We start from the raw sequence: 22147 nt of genomic DNA on the forward strand, positions 1-22147 counted from the left end.
AAGATTTAACTGATAATAATACGGAGCAGGATGTATTATTTAAAGCATTGATGCTTTATGCCCGCGAACATAATCAACATGTTTACGATAAATATCAAACGAGTCATACAGACAATAGAAAAGATGATCAGGGAGGCGAAAGATATTGATGCTTAAATCACGCGTATCAAAATTTTTAGTACTATTAGCCACACTCACACTAGCCATAGTTTTAAGTGCCTGTGGGAATAGTCAATCCAACTCCTCTACACAAAGTAAAACCGAATTAGGAGACAAAACGATTGAAATCCCTTATATTGCAAGTGATAATTCAACTGCACGTTCACTTGTGATTGCGGAAGTATTAAAGAAAGCTGGTTATGATGTTACAACTACACCTGTGCCAGCAAGTGGACCATTATATGCAACAGTGTCTGCAAGTGATGATGCATTTCATGCTTCAGGTATTTTTCCAGAAACAGATAAAAGATATTATGATAAATTTAAAGATACACTTACTTTATATGATGACAAACATTTAATTAATCATGTTAATGTTGGATTAGCAGTACCTAAATATGTTCAGAACATTGATTCAATTAAAGATTTAAAAGATGATAAAGATTTTGGTAAATCTGTAGATTGGACAATTCAAGGTACTGATAACAGAAATGGTGTTATGCAACAAACGAATGATGAATTAGATAGAGACGATTTGAGTAAATATAGTCTAGATAAAAGTTCCGATCAAGAACAATTCAAAAAAATTCAAAAAGCATATCAACAACAACAACCTATTCTTTTCACATCAATGGAACCAAATTGGTTTTCGAAAGAATTAGATGTCAAAATGCTTAAAGATCCAGACAAAATTTATGGAAATAATAAGCAACATATTGATCTAGTATTCAATCATAATTTTAAAGAAAAACATCCAGCGGCATATGACATTGCAACACGTATGGCAAAAGATTGGGATCAAAAAGATGAGGAACGTTTAGCTAAAAACATCTTTGTTAAAAGTAAAAATCCTGAACAAGTAGCAAAAGATTATGTAGACAATCATGATCACAACGTCGATGATTGGTTAAAAGATATCGACACTAAATAAATATTAAATTGACACTTTATTTGACAATTAAGTGTGGCGAAGAACATTAAATATTCTATCGTCACACTTTTTTACTATCATATTAAAGGTATATATTTGGAATTATTCTAAGGTTTATGATACTTTACTTTTAATAAGTCAAACTTTCGAACTAGAAAAAATGAATAGGAGTATTTTCGGATTATGCCTACTGCCAATCAAAAGCGTATGATTAAACATATAAACGCAACTGTATTTAAATTATTAAATGATTATCATTTTGACGAAATAACAATTCAAAAAATTTGTGATAACGCAGAAATTAATCGTAGTACATTTTATCGTTATTTCCAAGATAAATACGATCTTCTATTCTCTTTACCTGACTATATCGCAACTCAATTTCATCATGAAGATACTCGACCTTTTCTTTCTACAGAAGAATCTTTTCAACAATTCATCTATTTTATCGGAGAACATAAGAAAGTATTTAAACATTTACTGACCTCTTCTCGTCAAGCGGATGTCTTTCGTAATCTAACGCATGTAAGTCGTGAATTAATGTTAGATAGCGTAAAAAGTCAAAATGATCCACTTGCTTTAAAAATTAAACACAGTCATCATCCTGAAATTATTGCAGATTTTTATAGCAGTGGCATGATAGAGGTCTTAAGACGTTGGGTAGAAAATGATTACAATTATAGTGTAGATGAGATTTTTGCTACATTGCATGACATTTTAGATATATCTTTAAACTGTAAATAGTCTAATAATGCTTTGACGTCGCGTCCTACTTAAGAAGTAGATTACTTCACGTTGTTTAATTTCATTTTGTAAATGGAAAGAAAGGGATAGTAGTATCTCTATTAATCATCGACCTAGAAAGTGTCTTAATTGGAAGACGTCTTATGAAATTTTAAATTATAAGTTGCTGCACTTAATTTGATAACTCAAATTATAAAAAAATGAGCATCCAAACTCATTTTGAATTTGAATGCTTTTGATACTGGCAATGTCATCGTATTACATTTTTTCTACGTGGTAAAAGTAAAGCGACTATAAGAGCGATGACTCCAATGACTGCAATAATTATAAATTGTAATGTAAAATTAGATAATGGTTGAATAAGAATCATCAATAATGGCGCAATAGCTGTTCCTAAAAACAGAATAAATGTATTAACGGATAAGAAGAAACCTTGATTTCGATTAACAACCATCCCTACTTTTGAAATAGTAGATGGAATTGCAAACGCAATACCTCCTACAAATATTACACTCCATATCACCAATAAAATAACATTTGTAGTGAAGCCCATTAAAATAAGAGAAACGATACTAACAATTAATGCGCCTACGATAACGTGTTTAACTCCTGTACGATCACTAATACGTCCTGCTAATAGTGAAAGTAACATCCCAATAATACCAAAGAGTTTAGCATTAATTGCTGTTGCTTCCGAGCCCCCTACAATATCAGAAGTAATATAATGATTAAAGATAGTATACATACTAATAAACATTGTGAGTAAAGATAAAGAAATAAGGTAACATAATATGACTATTTTATTATCTTTAAAATCTTTAAAGTTTTTAAAGAAACCTACTAGTTTGAGTTGAGGATTTTTCACTGGACTTTCTGGAATATATTTATATATAAGTACTGCTATAAAGATGTAAAGTAACGTTAATATAAAATAAACCATATGCCAATTAGAATAACGTACTACAATTTCACTCAAGTTTTGGCCAATGACACCAGACAACATAAAACTTGTACTAATAAAACTAATCGCAGTCACACGTTTTACTGGTGAATATGTTTCAGTGACATAAGTAATAGATACAGGTGAAAAAGCTGCCGCACATATACCTTGAATTGCACGAAGAATAATAAGTAGTGTGAACGAATGAATGAAGCCTATAAGTAAACATATAATGACGAGTCCAATAAGTCCAAATAAAATCGTACGAATACGTCCAAATTTTTCAGAAATTGTACCATAAAATAGACAACTTATTGAATACGTAATTGAAAAGATCACACCATTTAGAGAGGCAACAGCATTTGAAATGCCAAAATCTTTTGCGAATACAGAGGTAAGGGGTAAAGCAGTATATAAACTTGCCATAACAATAATACCCGAAATAAAGAAAATTGTAGTCATTCGATTATAATTCATCGATGCTTCCATAATATAACTCCTTTCATAGATTTTTCACAACAGTATTATTATGACACGTTCAATATAGTTTCTAAAGTGTACTGATTAACACTTTCTTATAAAAAGATAATTATCTAACGCTTTTTATTGACTTTACTTACCAATAATCATATAATTTCTAGTATAAAAATTATACTTATTTTATGATAAAATACTTTAACTAAAAAAGGAGTACTTATTAATGATCTTACGTTATGCTGCAAATTTAAAACTTGCAAAAGAATTATATGATTCATCAAAACCAAAATTACAAGGTAGCCAAGAAATGATTGATACATTTAAAAATGTATTTGGTTTACCAGAAAAATCAGTTAAATTAGCAGGCACAGTAGAAGCTACTGCTGCTGCATTATTTGCTGCAAGCTTCTTAAACAAAAATATTTCTCGTTTAGGTTCTATTGCAACATTTGGTGTATTAGGCGTTGCAGCTTACAAACACTTTGAAGCTGGTCACGGTAAAGAAGGCGCACAACACGCTTTAGATTTACTTGGCTTAGCTGCTTTAAGTTTTGCTGATACATTCGGTAAAAACTAATTCAATAACTATATAAATAAAAACGTTCAGCGTGAATGCATTACACATTTATGCTGAACGTTTTTATTTAACTTTTTTTAATGCGACTTTTATACTTAGTTTAACTAATAAATATGATATAAAGGAGCGTTTAGATAATGATATTACGTTATGCTACCAATTTAAAACTCGCTAAAGATTTGTATGCCGCTTCAAAACGTAAACTTACCGGTAACCCTTATACTAAACAACTATTTACACAGGATTTTGAATTATCAGAACGTGCAATGAAATTAGCAGGTGTGATTGAGCTCATTGCATCGGGTTTGTTTGCCACAAGTGTCTTGCATAAAAATATCTCTCGCTTAGGATCACTTGTCACGTTTAGTGTATTAAGCGTTGCAGTATATAAACGCCTTGAGGCAGGTCATGGTAAGGTTGGCGCACAACATGCTTTAGATCTATTAGGTTTAGCTGCACTTAGTCTTATCGATACATTTTCTAAGAAATAATAAAGCGCACATGGGACAACGAATACGATATGAATGCTGTCCCATTCTTTTTAATTGTATTTATTTAATATACTTTTAGAGATATGACATAACGAGATGTCTTCAGGATGTTTATCTAATCTATCTTGATGTTCGTCTGCACTTTTAACATAATTTTCTAAAGGACGTACTTCCACAACGATTTTATCTCTATCTGAACGTTGTTGAATGAATTGTTGTGCTTCTTTAAGATGGTTTTCATTTTCACTATAAACACCTGTACGATATTTAGGTCCTTTATCTACGCCTTGCTTATTCAGACTGTATGGGTCTATGATTTCAAATAAATAATGCATTAAATCATGAATTGAAGTGATGTCAGGATTAAAAACTGTTTTAACGCATTCTACATAGCCATCATATTCATCATCAAGTCGCTGCGTCGTTCCATTCGCACGTCCTGCTTCAGTAGCTATAACGCCTGGCAATGTTTTAATAAATGCTTGTACACCCCACAAACACCCTCCAGCTAGATATACTGTTTCCAATGTATCACCCCTATTTTTATAATTCTTTTACTAAATTATACCAAGCTACATTTGCATGATTAGAATCTGATAATCCTTTATTAATATATCCATGGGATTCATAAAAACTTACTAAAGTATCGCGACAAGTGAGAGTGACTCCGAAACGTACATGTTGCCTTGCTATATTCTCAAAATTATTTAACAATTGTCCTGCAATGCCTTGATGTTGAAAATCTTTCGCTACAACTAAACCGAGTACACTTAAATAACCACCCATATTGGGGTTAGGTCTAATCGATGCAAATAAATCATCTGTAATACACTTATTCGAAATAGCTGGACCATTAATATAGCCAACGATTTGATTGTTTTCTTCTGCAATAATAAACGTATCCGGAATGATTTCAATACGCTGTTTTAAAGCTTGAGTGGTTGCTGCTTCTTCTTTAGTAAACCCTTCATTTTCTAATTGAATTAAACGTTCTAAATCACCTGCCACTACATTTCGAAAAATCATGTTCTACACCCTTTCAATGTCATCCTATAGTTTTATTTAATAGCGATTTATCCTATCAACTTTTAAGTGTATGACAAAACTGTCATATAGATGATAGGGAATATTAAGGTTGTTTTTTTATGAATATGTTAGTTTATAAATGTACATAGGTATGATTATTTTGAAAAATAAAATCATTATCTTTATGTATATAGAATGATCATTACTAAGAACTAACTACCTTTGACTATACATCATTTTAAATAGGTATTTGGTACAACACTTATAGCATCTTCATTCATTTTTCTCACATCCTAGCAGAATATTGATTAACAATATCATTATCATATACCTCATCAACTTATTGATTCAGAGAACGATACTAATTAATCATGACCAAAACAAATGACTCATTACACCTAGAAATGATTACAACATAAATCAGGGTATTAACTATAATATTAATCACATTCTCGTCATCCTTTAGAATCAACACACAGGTTTTTATCATGTTTCAGCGCCACAGTGAAATCTACCTAAAGACAAGGTATCGGTTTCAATGGTCTTGCATAGGAAAATGGATGAAATAAAGACATGCTAGAAAATAATGACAACGATTTTAATAGTTATGTTGAAAAACAGAGCTTAATGAAACAGTGAACAACGACGACTCAACCTCACGACACTAAATTAAATGCTATTCAAACAACACGTTACTTTGACAACACGGCTTATGTATCGAATCACACATCAATGAACCACCGCATTATTTAAAAACAGAACCTACACTTAGTTATCATCATTCACTATTCTTAAATAACGCTATATATTCTTTAGTAACGCCCCTTACTAAAGCATATGACACTAATACTTCAAATATAATGATTTTAGCATATTCACTCTTATACTATCCTTAGAAGTATTAGCTTTAGACGCGTTATTCCTAAAAAACATTAACTGTATTTTTCTAAGTATCTGTTACTAATACTGTAACAACATTTCTTTCATGCATTATAAAAGAGCTATTGTCCAGTTTTCTAAGTCCTGGCAATAGCTCTATTTGTTTATAAAAACGTTCAAATTATGTCTTCTATTATACAATACGTTTACGAATAGCTCCCGAGATAAAGTCAACAATGGCTACCATAATCACTAAGCCGATTAAGATAATCCCTACTCGATCCCATGAACGTGTTTGAAGTGCGAAGATCAGTGGTGTACCAATACCCCCAGCACCGATTAAACCTAAAATAGATGCTGAACGTAAGTTTAATTCAAAACGATATAAAATAAGGGATAAGAATGAAGGTAAAATTTGAGGAATCACCGCAAAGACAAGTGTTTTAGTTTTATTCGCACCACTTGCTTTTAAAGCCTCGGCTGATGAGAAGTCTAAACTTTCAATATCCTCTATAAATAATTTACCTAACATCCCTACTGAGTGAATCCCTAACGCAAGTACCCCTGAAAATGAACCAGGACCTACTGCTTTTATAAAAATTAACGCCATAACAATTTCAGGGAATACGCGAATGACACTAAGAATGAATTTAGTAATCCCTGTGACTGGTCGAACTTTTACTAAGTTACGTGCACCTAAAAATGCGAATGGTATACAAATCACTGCTGCGATAAATGTACCAATAACAGCAATGGCAAACGTTTCAAGTAAACCACGAAGCAAATCTTCTCCAGCTGGAATATAAACGTAATCCCAATCGGGGTGGAATAATCCATTAAAAATAGATTTAAGAATTTCAATTGATTTAGATTTTAATTCTAAAGCAGGCATACCTGCAAAACCCCAAACAATGATAGCTAAAACAACAATGGTAATCAGCCAATGTTTAATCATTCTTTGTTTGTGTTCCTTTGATCTCACTGGATATTTCTTTTCTAACTGATGCTGTTCTTGTGTCATGCGAGTCTTTCCCTCACTTTCGAGCTGACATAGTCAATAATGACAACAATGACTAAAGTGAACAGAATAATCATCGCTGTTTTTGGATATTGGAATAATCCTAAAGTTGAGTCGTAGAATAAACCGATACCACCAGCACCTACTAATCCAAGAACTGCTGAGGCACGAATATTAATCTCAAATGCAAATAATACATATGATAAAAATGTAGACATTGTTTGTGGAACTACTCCAAACATAATCCATTTTGTTTTATTTGCACCTACGGCCGTCATCGCTTCCATTGGGCCTGGATCAATTGTTTCAAGCGATTCATAGAACAATTTCGCAATAACACATATTGTTAAAATAAATAATGCCAATACCCCTGGAATTTGTCCGATACCAAAAACTGCAACAAAGACAGCAGCTAATAATAAATCAGGAATGGTACGTACAATATTTAAAATAAAACGTGATGGAATCGTAATCCACTTTGTTTTTACAATATTACTTGCACAGAGCAATGCGACTGGAATTGATACGATGGAGCCTAAGAATGTCCCTACAATAGCCATGCGAATTGTGTCTAACATAGGTTTAGTAATAGTATTTAAGTAACTCCAATCTGGTGGAACCATTTGTCCAAAGAAAGAACCGATTTGTGGAATCCCTACCATTAAGTCACTAAAGCTAAAGCCCGTATATAAAAAACTCCACACGACGAGCGCAATCACTAAAAATAGAGTTAAACTAGTTTTGAAAGAGAATTTTTTATTTAAATATTGATCATATTTACTTGTAGTAGGTGTTGCCATATTACTCCACCCCTAGCTTCTCATCGTCATTAAGTTTACGGCCATAAATTTCATTAAATACATCTTCATTCGCTTCACTTGCCGGACCATCATAAACCAGTTCTCCTGCACGTAAACCAATAATACGTGTGCCATATTCTAATGCTAAATCAACAAAGTGTAGGTTAATTAAAATGGTAATACCTAATTCTTCATTGATTTTTTTCAAGTCATCCATAACTTGTTTAGTAGTGAGTGGGTCTAAAGATGCAACAGGCTCATCTGCTAAAATAATCGCTGGCTCTTGCGCTAAGGCACGTGCAATTGAAATACGTTGCTGTTGACCTCCAGACAGTTCATCTGAACGTTGGTCATATTTATCCAAAATATTCACACGTTCTAACGCATCCATTGCTTTAATTTTGTCTTCTTTTGGAAATAATCCTAATACCATTTTCCAAGTTGGATGATAACCGACACGACCACTTAATACATTTCTCAACACAGTAGATCGTTTGACTAAATTAAAATGTTGGAAAATCATTCCTATATTACGACGCATCATTAATAATTCTTTACCTTTAGCTTTAGTAATCGATTTACCTTCAATTGTAATATCTCCTGAAGTAATATCATGTAGACGATTGACAGATCTTAATAAAGTAGATTTCCCCGCACCTGATAAACCTACGATAACAGCAAAGTCACCTTTTTCAATGTTTAAATTGATATCTTTTAACCCCACATGACCATTAGGATAAATCTTGCTCACATTTTTAAACTCTATCTGACTCATGTATGTTTACACCCTTCTTTTTAATACAGAGAAAGAGGTCGGGAGCAGAGCATACGAAATGATATATGTACATTTCTATTATTGCTCTATTGTCCTAGCCTCTTCTCTTTATTACCTATTTAATTATGTGATTGTCATAATTATTTCATATCTTGAACTTCTTTTTCATACTTTCTTACGATATCGAAGTCTGAGTCTTTAGCATCTGTATAGCCTTCGTGAGAGTATACTTCACTAATAATTTTATGTCCTTCTTTTGTTTTAGAGATGTCTTTAAATGCTTTTTTAAGTTTATCTTGGAAGTCTTTGTTCATATCAGGACGAACTGAAATCGTATCGTTAGGAATTGGTTTTGTTAGTTTAAGAATTTTAGTATCTTTAAATACGTTGGGTTGATCTTTTTTAACAATGTTACGTGCATCTTGGAATACAGCTGCAGCGTCAACATCACCATTTAATAATGAAATAACGGCTTGGTCATGACCTTTCATGTTTACGATTTTCATATCTTTAGTAGCGTCAATACCAGCATCTTTTTTAATTGTTGCAATTGGGAATGTGTAACCTGCTGTTGAAGTTACATCTTGTAATGCGATTTTTTTACCTTTTAAATCTTTTAAGCTATTAATACCTGAATTCTTTTTAACTAAGATTTCTGATTTATAATCTTTTACAAGTTTTTTGTTACTAGAACCATCTTCATTCACACCATAACGTTGTGCTTGTAATAATAAATCAGCTGCTTTTTGATCATGTGCTAACGTGTAAGCAGTTGGTGGTAAGAAACCAACATCTACTTTTTTAGATTTCATTGCTTCAACAATTGTATTGTAATTTGTTGATACAGAAACTTTTACTGGAATACCTAATTTCTTAGATAATAATTTTTCAAGCGGTTTTGCTTTTGCTTCAAGTGTATCTGCATTTTGTGATGGTACGAATTGTACAGTTAATTCTTTAGGTGTGTAGCCATCTTTACTTGAACTTGATCCACCATCCGAATTACTACTTTTATTATTGTCTAACGAGCTATTATTTCCACATGCTGCTGCAAAAATAATAACTGATAGCGCTAATACTAAAAGGTACTTCAATTGCTTCATAACATATTGCCCCCGTTCGCTATGTATACATTCATGTAATTTGTCAACGCATTTCATTTGACAATATTAAGAGTAGCACAATATTAACCAAAATAACATTTATTATGTGTGAATTTTTTATAGAATTGTTTTACACTGTTAAAGAATTGTAAAATTTATTTAAACATTCTCTAAATAATCTATTATCAACTTATTTTTTTATTATACTTTTTCTATAAATCATTTAAAAATATATTTGGGAGATAAAAATATGAAATGGATAAAAGTATTAAGTAGTACTATTTTAGCTTCAGCAATTACATTATCTACAACGCCAATCAGTCACGCTGCACCAAATCAAACTACCACTCAAACTGTCGCTTTTGACGCTTCACACGGCCAAACGGCAGGAGCTGCTGATTGGGTCATTGACGGTGGTTTTTCCGATTATGCTGATTCAATGCGTCAACAAGGCTATACTGTGAAACAAATCGATGGAGAATCTAATATTACACCTAATACACTACGTGGTACCAATATTCTCGTTCTTCCAGAAGCCAATATTCCTTTTAAAAAGAGAGAACAACAAGCTATGCTTAATTTTGTTGAAAAAGGTGGCAATATCATCTTTATCTCTGATCATTATAATGCAGACAGAAACTTAAATCGTTTCGATTCTTCAGAAGTGATGAATGGTTATCGTCGTGGTGCATATCAAGATATCACCAAAGATTTAACAAATGAGGAAAAACATGCTAAAGCTATGCGCAATGTTAAAAGTTCAGATTGGCTTTCTGAACACTTCGGTGTACGTTTTCGTTACAACGCTTTAGGTGATTTAAACACTCAAAATATTGTATCATCTAGTGACAGCTTTGGTATTACTGAAGGTGTACATTCTGTATCAATGCATGCTGGTTCAACTCTTGCCATTACAGATCCTACAAAAGCAAAAGGTATTATTTTCTTACCAGACCATTTATCTCAAAAACAACGTTGGTCTCATGCAGTCGATCAAGGTATTTACAATGGCGGTGGTATAGCAGAAGGCCCTTATGTTGCTATCTCAAAAGTAGGCAAAGGAAAAGCAGCCTTCATTGGAGATTCATCATTAGTCGAAGATAGTACACCTAAATATGTACGTGAAGATAATGGAAGAACTAAGAAAACGTATGATGGGTTTAAAGAACAAGATAATAGTAAATTACTTGAAAATATTACAACTTGGTTTGGAAAAAAAGATAATACACCGAATTTAAAAGAAACAGGTATTAAGTTAGATCAACCTACGCCACTTCTTAATTTCGAACAACCACAACATTCAACTGAACCTGAAAAAGAACCATGGTCACAACCTCCAACTGGTTATAAATGGTACGATCGTTCAACATTTAAACTAGGTAGTTATGGCAGTACATCATCACAACTAAATAGTAATCATAAAAATCATGGTAGCCATAATGGTAATAACAAAGCGAATAGTACAGAAGATAATACGACTGAAAACAATCATTCACAAGAGGATACAAATACATCACAGTCTTCTCAAGATACAACTACTTCTAATTCAATGATTTCTAGCAATAATATTCAATTCCATTTACCAGATAATGTATCAGTAAATCAACCATTTAATATTCAAGTTGAATTAACAAACATGGCTAAAAACACAACTATTGATCATTTAAAATTAGGTGTTTATCAAGATGGTGGTAGACAGCTTGCAAGTTTTTCTCAAGATGGGCAAAATTATGATACGGTAGGCTATAGTCAAGAACAAAGTGTAACCACTGATGATCAAGGTAACGCAACGTTAACTTTTACAGCTAAAACATCTGAACCTATTTCAGGTGCGAATATTCGTTTAAAACAAGGTAGTAAAACGCTTGCTACAGGTTCAATTCAATAATTTATAATAGTAATACAACACATAAGAGATAATAAAGGTATGTGGCGTTCAATAAACTACTTCCCTTTTTATCTCTTTATTTATGAAAGGAAATGACCTATGACACAACTCTCTTTTTATATCGTAAGTGATATACATGGCTATATTTTTCCCACTGACTTTTCAAAAAGAAACCAAAATCTTCCTATGGGACTATTAAAAGTAAATCAACTGATCGAACAAGAACGCCAACAAGATGATTATAGTTTTAAAATTGATAATGGTGATTTTTTACAAGGTTCTCCTTTATGCCATTACCTAGCAACTGAAGAACAATCAAGTCAACCTCTTACTGATATTTATAATCGTCTTAATTTTGACTTTGGTACATTGGGTAATCATGAATTTAATTATGGATTACCTTATTTACAAAATACTTTAAACCATCTTCATCACCCTATCTTGTGTGCAAATATTTTTGATCACAATAACGCACCTTTGACTGGTCAAGGCGTAAGTTATTTTAAACGTGGCGATATAACTATTGGCGTCATTGGATTAACAACACAATTCATTCCAAATTGGGAACAACCTGCCCATATTAAAGGATTAACGTTCAACAGTGCAGTTGAAACATTAAAATGTATTTTACCAGACGTTCGTAAAAAATCAGATGTTGTCGTTGTGTCTTATCATGGCGGTTTTGAAAGAAGTCTTGATACTGATATACCTACTGAAGAATTAACTGGAGAAAATGAAGGATCTGATATACTAGAACGTTTCCATAAAGATATTGACGTGCTTATAACAGGACACCAACATCGTGATATTGCAATGATAAAAAATGACACCGCCATTATCCAACCAGGTACACGAGGTACAGAATTTGGTAAGGTGACATTAACATTAGATCATGAACATCGAATTACAGATAAACAGAGCACTCTTGTATCTGTGCCTTCTCATCTTTCATTAACATTATCTAACAACGATCATTCACTTTTAAATGAACTTGAAGATTGGCTTGATACGGACATTACAACATTATCAGAACCAATGCTAGTCACTCATCAGTTCGAAGCTCGAACACACCCTCATTCACTTATTAATCTGATAAATTATATTTTGTTAGAAAAAAGTGGTGCAGATATAGCAAGCACTGCGCTATTTGATTCAGCTAAAGGCTTTAATCAACAAGTCACAATGCGAGATATCATTAATAACTATCCTTTTCCTAATACATTCCAAGTTTTAGAACTTAATGGCAAAGGAATTAAAGCTGCTTTAGAAAAATCAGCAAGTTATTTTAGTGTAAATGACAATAATGAAATCACGGTCAGTGACACATTTTTATCTCCAAAACCTCAACATTTTAATTATGATATGTATGGAGGAATCTCTTATACCATTCATGCTGGTGCACCTGTAGGACAACGTGTTTCAGATATTAAAGTCGGCGCTTCACCTTTAGAAGACACAAAAACGTATACCATATGTGTGAACAACTATCGTGCAGTTGGAGGCGGAGATTATAAAATGTTTGCAGAAGCGCCAGTCGTTAAAGATATTCAAGAGGAAGGCGCACAAGTATTAATTGATTATATGACGCAACACGACGTATCTTATATTCCTCAAGTTGTCAATTTTAAGGTAATTATTTAACATTCATTTTACATTTTATAAAAAAGCGTTCTAAATTGAGTGAATTCAATTTAGAACGCTTTTGATTAATAATCAAATGTAACATACTTTTTTTCATAAAAATGATTAATTGTATTAATTATAATTCCTAAGATAATGATCCCGCCTGATACAAATGTAATCGTAAGATATGGGAATCCCATTGATAATAGTATTGACCCCACAATGGCACCTAAAAAGTTTGCAATATTAAAGACTGAAGCTGCAAGTGTACTTGCAAGTAACGGTGCCTCATGTGCACTTAAAATCACTTTACTATTTAATAGAGGCGTTGTACCGAAAGTGCCGAAACCAAATAAGAAACAAATAATAATTGCTAAAATCGCACTATGCACTGCTGTTACAAATAAAACAATCGTTATAAACAATAACACAAAGGTATAGAACAAGTACTGTGTAAGTTTATGTTCTGGTACATTACCTGTAAGCAAGTTACCAACCACACCGCCAAGGCCAAACATAAATAAACATACAGTTAAACCAACAATTCCAAATGGTGCATATTTATGAATCATTGGTTCCATAAACGTATAAGTTGTGAATACGCCTGAATAACCAAAGACAATAATTGCCATTACAATTAAGATATGTGGATTTTTAAATACTTTTAATTCTTTTTTCACACTAGTTTCTGTACTCAATACAACATGAGGTACAAACTTCATCATTCCTAACATAGTAATGACAGCTAACAAAATCATGACGCCAAAGACAAAGCGCCAATTCGCAAATCCACCTAAAAATGAACCGAATGGCACGCCAATCATCACTGCAATTGTTAATCCGGCTTGAACGAGAGCAATCGCTTGTGGTTTTTTACCACGAGGCGCAACAGCTGCCGCCACACTCATACATACGCCAAAGAAAGGCGCGTGCATAGAGGCTGACAATAATCGAGATAACAGTAATATTGGAAAATTCGGTGCTAACATCCCTATTATATTACTTATAATAAAAATGGCCATCAATACTGGGAGTAAACGTTGTGCGCGCACTTTTAAAGTAAATACACGCATTAATGGACCGATTAATGCAACACTAATTGCATACACACTAATTAATAACCCTGCACTCGAAATAGGCACTTTCATATCGCTTGCAATTTGAGTTAATAAACCAGTAACAACATATTCTGCCATTCCAACTGTAAATGTACCTAACATAAATATGAAGAACATCATTCTGTTATCTTTCATTATTGTTTCCTCCCTTTTCTCTCTAAAAATCATATGAAAGATATACTACACAAAATTACATTCTCTGTGAAGAGATTTTTTTAAATTTTTTATTTCTCAAAAATATAGTAATGACAAGTTTTCATATTTTTTCATTATGTTAAAATTAAGACAACTTCAAAAGGCTTAACTAACGTTTTATATAACCTAATTTCTATTAATATATATATTTATATTCAATGTATTGAATATTGTATTTTATAAAATATTTTTCCTCGGTTGACGATGAATTAACATTAATGCCACAACAACGCATAAACCTCCTAAAATTAAATGAAGCGTGAAGGGCTCTCTTAATCCTATAATTGAAAATAGTGTCGAAAATAGGGGTACTAAAAATAAGAAACTACTCGCCGTAGTTGCCCCTCGTTGGCTTAAGCTATAAAACCATAATCCAAATGAACCTACAGAAGCTGGAATAATAAGCCAAAAGAACCATATCCATCCCCAATGATTAAGCGAACTAAGTGTATAATGTTCTTTTAAAACGAGACTCATTATCAGCATAAACATACCACCGAATAATAGTTGCCATCCTGTTAAAACCCAGGGCCCTTTATCAAACACTACCTTTTTTGTCACTATTGTATTGATTGACCAACATAATGAACCAGCTAGTGCAAAAAGCGTTCCCCATCCAAATATTGTTTCATCTAATCCGAGACATAATCCTACTCCAAACACACCAAGTATAAGTGAAGTAATTTTAATTTTTGTTAACCTTTCATCTAAAATAAAATGGGCTAAAAAGGCCAGCCATAGCGGGTTCGTAAATAATAGAATAGATGATATAGAAGAAGACACGCCAAATGCCATTGCAAAATTTAATAATCCCATCGTCCCTGCTGTTTGTAAAAATCCAATAACGAACACTAATATAAATCCTTTATAACTATTCCCTTTACTTGTGGGTAGAATGCCCCTTTCCCCATTTCTCATAAATGTAAGGATTAACATCATACATCCTGCGATAACAAATCGCCATCCACCAAGAAGCATAGGTGGAACATGTTCATTTGAAATTAAATATTTGCCAGTTGGAAAAGATGATCCCATAAAAATAGTCGTAAAAAGAATAGACATATAAAATGTTATTGAAGTATTTAGATGTTTTTTCATTGCTGTCGTCTCCCTATTTTCAATTAAAGATAATTGAGATATATTTTGTCTTTAAATACAATTATATATTAACTAATTTATTTTTTAAATATAATATAAAAATATTATATAATGGATTTGATAGGAGGCTTATATATGAAATTATCTACCGGTTGGGAACAAGCAATATATGTCTTATTAATTTTAAATCAACTCCCTCGTCAGTCAGTAATGACATCTACCGCTTTAAGCAAGCGACTTAAAGTTTCTGATTCTTACTTGAAAAAAATAGTAAAAGCATTAGTAAAAGAAAATTTAGTATATTCAACAACTGGTAAAAATGGAGGATTTACACTTAGAAAAAAACTCAAAGATATTACTTTTTACGATATTTTTTTAGCTATTGAAGGTCGTGGCAATATCTTCTCAAGTCAACATTTACTTACCAACTTTTTAGGAGAAAAAGAAGGACACAAAGCACAACAATGTAACATCAGTATAGCTTTAAATCATATTGAACATACATTGATTTCTACACTTTCTGAAATAAATTTAGAAGATATATATCAAGATATTATCAACCATTATAATCTTGAAGACATTACACAATGGATAGTGTTAAATAGTAAGACTCTTTAGACATCCGATTGTCTAACATCAGACAACCGTTAGTCTCACCTGCAATTTACTTTAAATACATTTTGACAAATATATTTGTCAAAATGACTATAATAATTTACACTAATTGTGAGGAGATGATGATGATTGCGAAATCGATTGAAAGAATTACGAGCGAGAGAAGGTTATAATCAAACGCAACTTGCTAAAAAAGCAGGCATCTCACGTCAAACTGTATCTCTCATTGAAAGAAATGACTTTACACCTTCTATTTTAACTGCTATGAAAATAGCTCGTATTTTTAATGAACCTGTCGAATCTATCTTTATGATTGAGGAGGAAGATTTATGAAAATAGGTCGTTTTATAATCACTTTGTTAATGGGTGGACTGGTTGGAGGATGTATAGCTCTATTCATTAACTACAACCATACTTTTCACTTCTTTGGAAATTATCATTATGCTACACATTCAAATGTCATTTTAATCTCATTAATCTGTGTGGCACTTATCCTAGTCTTAAGTATGTATTTAATTATGATTCAAAAAAAGGCCGTTCATTACAAACGTTTATCCGAAACACATATTGATGAAGATGAGGCGGATTCATATGATAAGAAAGCTAATTTAGCATATATGCAAAATTCATTTATTTATTATCTAGAATTAACAATTAGCTTTATTGCTCTTTTTATCATTGTCTTAGGAAATGGAAATTCTAGTACTAGTAGTTGGGCCTTACTCCCTTTTATGACAACGATTATTTCTTCGGTAATTACAGGATTATTTTATCGTAAATTTGATTCTCGCTACCCCAAATTAGGGGAAAAAAATTATGCCGAGAAATTAATTAATATTTTAGATGAAGGAGAACGACATATTTACTTTAACTCCTTGTTCAAAACATTCTATATTAACCTATCTTTAATTATGATTGGTGCAATATTTTTAGGTTTTTATTCGTTAGAAACAGGACATTCTCAAACGTTAGGAATCTTTATTTTAATCATTTTGTTTATTTATAATGGATTTAGTCATTTATTAAAAACATATAAATTTTATCATTCATAGTTTTCACTTCTATAAAGAAAGGATCATTAGATGACACATTTACTTCAAGTACAGCAACTTAATAAATCGTATAAGAATTCAAATTTCGAATTAAATGATATTTCATTCACTTTAAATCCAGGAGAGGTCATTGGCTTAATTGGTAAAAATGGGTCAGGTAAATCCACACTTATTAACACATTAGTGGGTAATCGATTTAAAGATTCAGGAGAGATTTCTTTTTTTAATCAAATTATTTCCGAAAACGATAAAAATTATAAAGAGCACGTAGGTGTAGTTTTTGATGATTTACGTGTACCGAATAAATTGACAATAACAGAGATCGATAAAGTATTTTTAAATATTTTTAAACATTGGAATAGTGATCAATTTTTCAATCTTATTCAAACATTTGAACTACCTAAAAATAATCAAATTTCTACTTTTTCTAGAGGGATGCGCATGAAAGCAGCATTAGCCATCGCCCTTTCGCATGATACTAAATTATTAATCTTAGATGAAGCAACAGCTGGTATGGATGTTTCAGGACGAGAAGAAGTGTTAGAAATTCTCGAAGATTATGTATCAAAAGGACATGGTATTTTACTTTCATCTCATATTTCTGAGGATATGGAACAACTTGCTACAACACTTATTTTTATGCGCGATGGTCATATTCTTTTACAAGAAGACAAACATATATTACTAACTGATTATGGCATTATCGAAACAGATGAGACATCTCCTTTAGACTTACCTCAAGAGGTAATCATTGCTTCACGAACACGTCATGGTCAACGTCAAACGTTAGTCAAGCAACGTCAGCACTTTGCACAAGCACGCCCACTTCAAAATATTGATGATGCTACAAAATTAATTATGCGAGGTGATAAATAATGAAAGGGCTTATACTTAGTAGTTTTTATGCTTCTAAAAAATCGCTCATAACCTATTTAATTATTGGTATCATATTAAGTATTGTGTTTGCGTTTTTTAGTCCAATGATGTGTTGTTTCATGCTAATGGTCATGTTATTATCTCCCGTATCAGATAACTTAAAACGTGAAAAAGATTCTAAATGGATGTACTATGTATCTACCCTTCCTACACATAGACATACTTATGTAAAAGCATACTTTGCTTTTTATGGTTTACTCATTTTACTTGGTTTAATGATTGGCGCCATCATTTGTCTTATCGTGACTCAAGATATTATGGTTACATTATTTTCAGCATTCATAGGTATTGGGATGGCTTGTACGTATGCATTAATGTTTCCACTCACATTTAAATTTGGTCCTGAGAATTCAAATGTCATTATGCTTACTACAGCAGTTGTTGCTGTTGCGTTATTTTTATCCATGTGGTTCTTTGCTATTATGCCAATACTCATAAAAGCAGGTTCAATGAGTAAAATCGCTTCAAACCCCCTCGTTTTAGTAGCAACTGGTAGTTATGCATTGCTTGGTGTTATTATTTTTGTCATTTCTTATTTTTCATCACTATCTATTTTTAAGAAACAAGAACTATAATCACAAACGTGTGTTCGTTTAAGAACACACGTTTGTTCTATTTTATATTTTGAATACATAACAATTAAGGAGGAAAAACTATGGATATTAAAGCAATTGAAGATTATTTAAATATTGAGTCTCAACGTTATCCTCAACCTACTTTAGATGCACTTAACTATTATATGGAACGCTTTATGCTAACCGTTCCTTTTGAAAATATTAGTGTTCAAAATAAAGAAAAGATTTCAGTTGATTTAGATTATTTATTTAATAAATTTATATATCAACATCGGGGTGGGTTTTGCTATGAAATGAACCACTTCTTCGGTAGCTACTTAGAAGCTAAAGGTTTTAAAGTGTTTCGAATGTCAGCAACCGTTCATCAGCTTAATGGCAACTACAGTCCTAAAGGCTCTCATTTATCACTGGTTGTGCTTATTAATAATGGTTACTATATTGCTGATGTGGGATTTGGCGATTTACCATTACAAGCACTCCCAATAACTTCAATTGAAGCGACACAAATTGTGTTTGAAAAGACAGGTCAATTTCGTGCCATTTTTGAAACCCCTACGACATATCTTCTTCAAAAACTGGAAGAAACAACGTGGGTAACACGTTATAAAGCAGAGTTTATTTCTCATGATATTCATGATTTTGATGAAATGATTAACTACAATACCTCACATCCTGAATCTATATTTGTAAAGCAACTCATGATTACAAAACCACAAAATTTTGGTCGAGCTACGATGTCTTATCATCACCTTACCCTTACTAAAAGATATAAAAAAGAGCAATTCGCTGTCACACGTGAAAATTATAAAGATTTTTTAAAAACCTATTTTAATCTTGACGTTACTATTCTTCCTTTAGAAAAGTGAATACATTTACTACTGTCGCGTAATAATAGCAATGAGGTAAAAACCATGTCCGATATCGAAATTATTGAGCAACACAAAATAACTTAAAAAATATTTATCTTTGATGAACCTACAACAGAACTTTACGAAGACGATTTACCTATTCTCGTTGAATGCTTTAATCATTTGATTGATAAAGGGAATACTGTTATTTTAATCGAACATAATTTAACAATGATGACAGAAGCAGATGGATTTATTGACATTGGACCATTTGCTGGTAAACATGGAGGACAATTATTGTATGCTGGAGAACCTAAAGGACTCCTAGATATTAACAACTCTGTTACAGCAAAACATTTAAGACGATATATTGAATAATAATGATTTAACCCCCGCATGCCCTCAAACACGCGGGGGTTAACATTTACCTACACACTATTATAATAATTTATGTTGCGTCAAGAGTTCTTCTACAAACGTACCTTCTATCTTTTTTAAAAACGTGTGTAATGCAACTTGTTGTATTTTATTTTGCTTGGCTATTGTTTTTAAGTCTTTACGATCATTAAGTTCATAGACTGCATCTAATAAGACACGAATATCAAATTCTGTCGCAATGACTTCTGGAACACCTCTATCTATGTCCAGTAATTGATAAACTGCTTCCATCGCTGTTCTTACAGAATATTCTGTAGTAAACACTGTATCTCTTTCTGTTTCTGCAAAGTTACCAATGAAGGCTAAGTTACGAGAGTGTTGAGGGACAACAAGTGGTCGATCGCCAATCGATCTTGGCATGAAATATGAACAAATGTAAGGCATATATACAGGAATCGTATTACAATGTTGTGTTGCGAGGCATTCTATTTGATCAATAGGTAATCCCATATGATATAACCATTCTTGACATATTTCATGACCACTACATTCAACAATCGGTTTATGGATATAATCGCCCTTCTCATCTGAATATAAAGCGTAAACCCATACACTCACTTCATCTTTAGATTGTTCTTTGAATTGTTGTTGACGATTCACAGTAAAACTCATTTGCCATTTAGAGTCGTTAACTGTGATAATCCCACCTGTTACCGTTTTTCCTGACAATGGATCACGTTTACATAAACGTTCGATAGCTTCAATTACTGTCTTATTATTTGTCGTTACCGTTGCTGAGACGAACCAACTTTTATCTGGCAAATCTTTATAGAATTTTTCGGGATTGCCAAACTCAGGGCTTTGTTTAGCTAAGTTCCGCCATAAATTCCAACTTCCGCCAATGTCTTTTGTAGGAGGCGCAGGTGTGTGATTATCGCCATAAGTTGAACTTTCTGTGATACTACCATTCGTAATAAATACAAGATCATCGGGTGTGAGTTGAATTGTTTCTTTATTACCATTTCGTTTTAGTTCAATTGTTTTAGCAACTTTGTCTTTGGTAGTCACATCTACTTTAACATCAAGCACTTGAACATTGTATTCAAATTGCACACCATGGGACGTTAAGTATGCAATCATAGGGCGTACGAGTGATTCATATTGATTGTATTTAGTAAATTTCAAGGCACTAAAATCAGCTAAACCTCCAATGTGATGCACAAATCTCATTAAATAACGACGCATTTCCATTGCAGAATGCCAAGGTTCAAAAGCGAACATCGTCTTCCAATAAATCCAAAAGTTTGAATTCATGAAATCCTCTGACAAGACATCTGAAATTTTCACATCATTTAAATCTTCTTCTTTCATCATACATAATTGGAGTATTTCTTTCATGGCTTGTTTTGTTAAAGTAAAGTCTCCATCTGTAGGTAATCGTTGACCCCTTTCTTCAATAACACGACATCTTGAGTAGTTTGGATCTTCTTTATTTAACCAATAAAACTCATCTAAAACTGAAGCATCTTCAATTTCAAGTGATGGGATGGAACGGAACAAATCCCATAAACACTCAAAATGATTTTCCATTTCTCTACCACCACGCATAACGTAGCCTTTCATTGGAAGTTCAGTACCATCCAAACTTCCACCAGATTTAGATAATTCTTCTAAAATGTGAATGTTTGACCCATCCATTTGCCCATCTCTAATTAAAAAACATGCAGCAGCTAAAGATGCTAATCCAGAGCCAATAAGATAAGCAGATTTTTGTGCAACATAGTCAGGTTTTTTCGGACGTGCAAATGCTTCATAATTTCCATTACTATAGTACATATGATTCACTCCCCATTTTATTTATATTTTTAAGTAATCTATGAAAAGTAGTAAACTATAAGTAA

General features: G+C 32.4%; 22 protein-coding genes and 1 pseudogene. 13 read left to right on the forward strand and 10 right to left on the reverse strand.

What is annotated here, in order from left to right:
* The first annotated feature begins 148 nt into the window (after positions 1-148).
* Together HMPREF2561_RS08925 and HMPREF2561_RS08930 are read left to right on the forward strand one after the other, a co-directional pair.
* Positions 149-1090 (forward strand): glycine betaine ABC transporter substrate-binding protein, encoded by a 942-nt coding sequence (locus tag HMPREF2561_RS08925; RefSeq protein ID WP_037555801.1) that lies wholly within the window; start codon positions 149-151, stop codon positions 1088-1090.
* A 183-nt stretch (positions 1091-1273) separates the two neighbouring features.
* Positions 1274-1834 (forward strand): TetR/AcrR family transcriptional regulator, encoded by a 561-nt coding sequence (locus tag HMPREF2561_RS08930; RefSeq protein ID WP_002449274.1) that lies wholly within the window; start codon positions 1274-1276, stop codon positions 1832-1834.
* Positions 1835-2084: 250 nt separating this feature from the next.
* Here the strand turns inward: HMPREF2561_RS08930 and HMPREF2561_RS08935 are convergent, their stop codons facing one another.
* The gene (locus HMPREF2561_RS08935) at positions 2085-3263 is read right to left on the reverse strand and encodes an MFS transporter (RefSeq protein WP_049419663.1); all 1179 of its coding nucleotides are present in this window, start codon (positions 3261-3263) and stop codon (positions 2085-2087) included.
* A 211-nt stretch (positions 3264-3474) separates the two neighbouring features.
* On the opposite strand from HMPREF2561_RS08935, the gene HMPREF2561_RS08940 reads away from it, so the two are divergent.
* Together HMPREF2561_RS08940 and HMPREF2561_RS08945 are read left to right on the forward strand one after the other, a co-directional pair.
* Positions 3475-3828 carry a DoxX family protein gene (locus tag HMPREF2561_RS08940; protein ID WP_002449545.1) on the forward strand — a complete coding sequence of 118 codons (354 nt, stop codon included), beginning with the start codon at positions 3475-3477 and terminating at the stop codon, positions 3826-3828.
* Positions 3829-3965: 137 nt separating this feature from the next.
* Positions 3966-4319 carry a hypothetical protein gene (locus HMPREF2561_RS08945; RefSeq protein WP_049419664.1) on the forward strand — a complete coding sequence of 118 codons (354 nt, stop codon included), beginning with the start codon at positions 3966-3968 and terminating at the stop codon, positions 4317-4319.
* A 50-nt stretch (positions 4320-4369) separates the two neighbouring features.
* Here the strand turns inward: HMPREF2561_RS08945 and HMPREF2561_RS08950 are convergent, their stop codons facing one another.
* From HMPREF2561_RS08950 to HMPREF2561_RS08975, 6 genes are all read right to left on the reverse strand, one after another.
* Positions 4370-4846 (reverse strand): peptide-methionine (S)-S-oxide reductase, encoded by a 477-nt coding sequence (locus HMPREF2561_RS08950; RefSeq protein ID WP_002449282.1) that lies wholly within the window; start codon positions 4844-4846, stop codon positions 4370-4372.
* Between the two features lie 16 nt (positions 4847-4862).
* Positions 4863-5345 carry a GNAT family N-acetyltransferase gene (locus HMPREF2561_RS08955; RefSeq protein WP_070468696.1) on the reverse strand — a complete coding sequence of 161 codons (483 nt, stop codon included), beginning with the start codon at positions 5343-5345 and terminating at the stop codon, positions 4863-4865.
* A gap of 1072 nt (positions 5346-6417) precedes the next feature.
* Entirely contained in the window at positions 6418-7245 is an 828-nt protein-coding gene (phnE, locus tag HMPREF2561_RS08960) for a phosphonate ABC transporter, permease protein PhnE (protein ID WP_017175496.1), read from the reverse strand.
* The gene (gene phnE / locus HMPREF2561_RS08965) at positions 7242-8042 is read right to left on the reverse strand and encodes a phosphonate ABC transporter, permease protein PhnE (protein ID WP_048680895.1); all 801 of its coding nucleotides are present in this window, start codon (positions 8040-8042) and stop codon (positions 7242-7244) included. Before phnE (HMPREF2561_RS08965) ends, phnE (HMPREF2561_RS08960) begins: the two co-directional genes overlap by 4 nt.
* 1 nt (position 8043) lies before the next feature.
* Entirely contained in the window at positions 8044-8817 is a 774-nt protein-coding gene (gene phnC / locus HMPREF2561_RS08970; protein ID WP_002454720.1) for a phosphonate ABC transporter ATP-binding protein, read from the reverse strand.
* A 140-nt stretch (positions 8818-8957) separates the two neighbouring features.
* Complete coding sequence (locus tag HMPREF2561_RS08975) at positions 8958-9920, reverse strand: phosphate/phosphite/phosphonate ABC transporter substrate-binding protein (protein WP_049434729.1); 963 nt, start codon at positions 9918-9920, stop codon at positions 8958-8960.
* A 250-nt stretch (positions 9921-10170) separates the two neighbouring features.
* Here HMPREF2561_RS08975 and HMPREF2561_RS08980 point away from each other — a divergent pair, with 250 nt between their 5' ends.
* The gene (locus HMPREF2561_RS08980) at positions 10171-11808 is read left to right on the forward strand and encodes a motility-associated ABC transporter substrate-binding family protein (protein ID WP_049434727.1); all 1638 of its coding nucleotides are present in this window, start codon (positions 10171-10173) and stop codon (positions 11806-11808) included.
* Positions 11809-11907: 99 nt separating this feature from the next.
* On the forward strand, positions 11908-13449 hold the full coding sequence (locus HMPREF2561_RS08985) for a bifunctional metallophosphatase/5'-nucleotidase (protein ID WP_070468698.1): 1542 nt from the start codon (positions 11908-11910) through the stop codon (positions 13447-13449).
* A 65-nt stretch (positions 13450-13514) separates the two neighbouring features.
* Here the strand turns inward: HMPREF2561_RS08985 and HMPREF2561_RS08990 are convergent, their stop codons facing one another.
* A complete protein-coding gene (locus HMPREF2561_RS08990) occupies positions 13515-14684 on the reverse strand; it encodes an MFS transporter (RefSeq protein ID WP_002449194.1) in 1170 nt (389 codons plus the stop codon).
* Positions 14685-14921: 237 nt separating this feature from the next.
* On the reverse strand, positions 14922-15842 hold the full coding sequence (locus HMPREF2561_RS08995; RefSeq protein ID WP_049419666.1) for a DMT family transporter: 921 nt from the start codon (positions 15840-15842) through the stop codon (positions 14922-14924).
* A 135-nt stretch (positions 15843-15977) separates the two neighbouring features.
* Between HMPREF2561_RS08995 and HMPREF2561_RS09000 the strand changes: the two genes are divergently transcribed.
* From HMPREF2561_RS09000 to HMPREF2561_RS09030, 7 genes and pseudogenes are all read left to right on the forward strand, one after another.
* Positions 15978-16460, forward strand: a complete 483-nt coding sequence (locus tag HMPREF2561_RS09000; protein WP_049419667.1) for an RrF2 family transcriptional regulator — start codon at positions 15978-15980, stop codon at positions 16458-16460.
* A gap of 126 nt (positions 16461-16586) precedes the next feature.
* Complete coding sequence (locus HMPREF2561_RS09005) at positions 16587-16790, forward strand: helix-turn-helix transcriptional regulator (RefSeq protein WP_049334900.1); 204 nt, start codon at positions 16587-16589, stop codon at positions 16788-16790.
* On the forward strand, positions 16787-17509 hold the full coding sequence (locus HMPREF2561_RS09010) for a DUF3169 family protein (RefSeq protein ID WP_049419668.1): 723 nt from the start codon (positions 16787-16789) through the stop codon (positions 17507-17509). Before HMPREF2561_RS09005 ends, HMPREF2561_RS09010 begins: the two co-directional genes overlap by 4 nt.
* Positions 17510-17539: 30 nt before the next feature.
* Positions 17540-18385 carry an ABC transporter ATP-binding protein gene (locus HMPREF2561_RS09015; RefSeq protein WP_049419669.1) on the forward strand — a complete coding sequence of 282 codons (846 nt, stop codon included), beginning with the start codon at positions 17540-17542 and terminating at the stop codon, positions 18383-18385.
* Positions 18385-19020 carry an ABC-2 transporter permease gene (locus HMPREF2561_RS09020; protein ID WP_049419670.1) on the forward strand — a complete coding sequence of 212 codons (636 nt, stop codon included), beginning with the start codon at positions 18385-18387 and terminating at the stop codon, positions 19018-19020. Before HMPREF2561_RS09015 ends, HMPREF2561_RS09020 begins: the two co-directional genes overlap by 1 nt.
* 80 nt (positions 19021-19100) lie before the next feature.
* Entirely contained in the window at positions 19101-19886 is a 786-nt protein-coding gene (locus HMPREF2561_RS09025) for an arylamine N-acetyltransferase (RefSeq protein WP_065580969.1), read from the forward strand.
* Positions 19887-19976: 90 nt separating this feature from the next.
* A pseudogene (locus tag HMPREF2561_RS09030) lies at positions 19977-20246 on the forward strand (excinuclease ABC subunit UvrA); the annotation flags it as partial.
* A gap of 60 nt (positions 20247-20306) precedes the next feature.
* Here HMPREF2561_RS09030 and HMPREF2561_RS09035 read toward each other — a convergent pair.
* Positions 20307-22082 carry an oleate hydratase gene (locus HMPREF2561_RS09035; protein WP_070468700.1) on the reverse strand — a complete coding sequence of 592 codons (1776 nt, stop codon included), beginning with the start codon at positions 22080-22082 and terminating at the stop codon, positions 20307-20309.
* Positions 22083-22147 lie beyond the last annotated feature (65 nt).

This window comes from Staphylococcus sp. HMSC069E10 (assembly GCF_001809205.1).
Taxonomy (GTDB): Bacteria; Bacillota; Bacilli; order Staphylococcales; family Staphylococcaceae; genus Staphylococcus; species Staphylococcus hominis.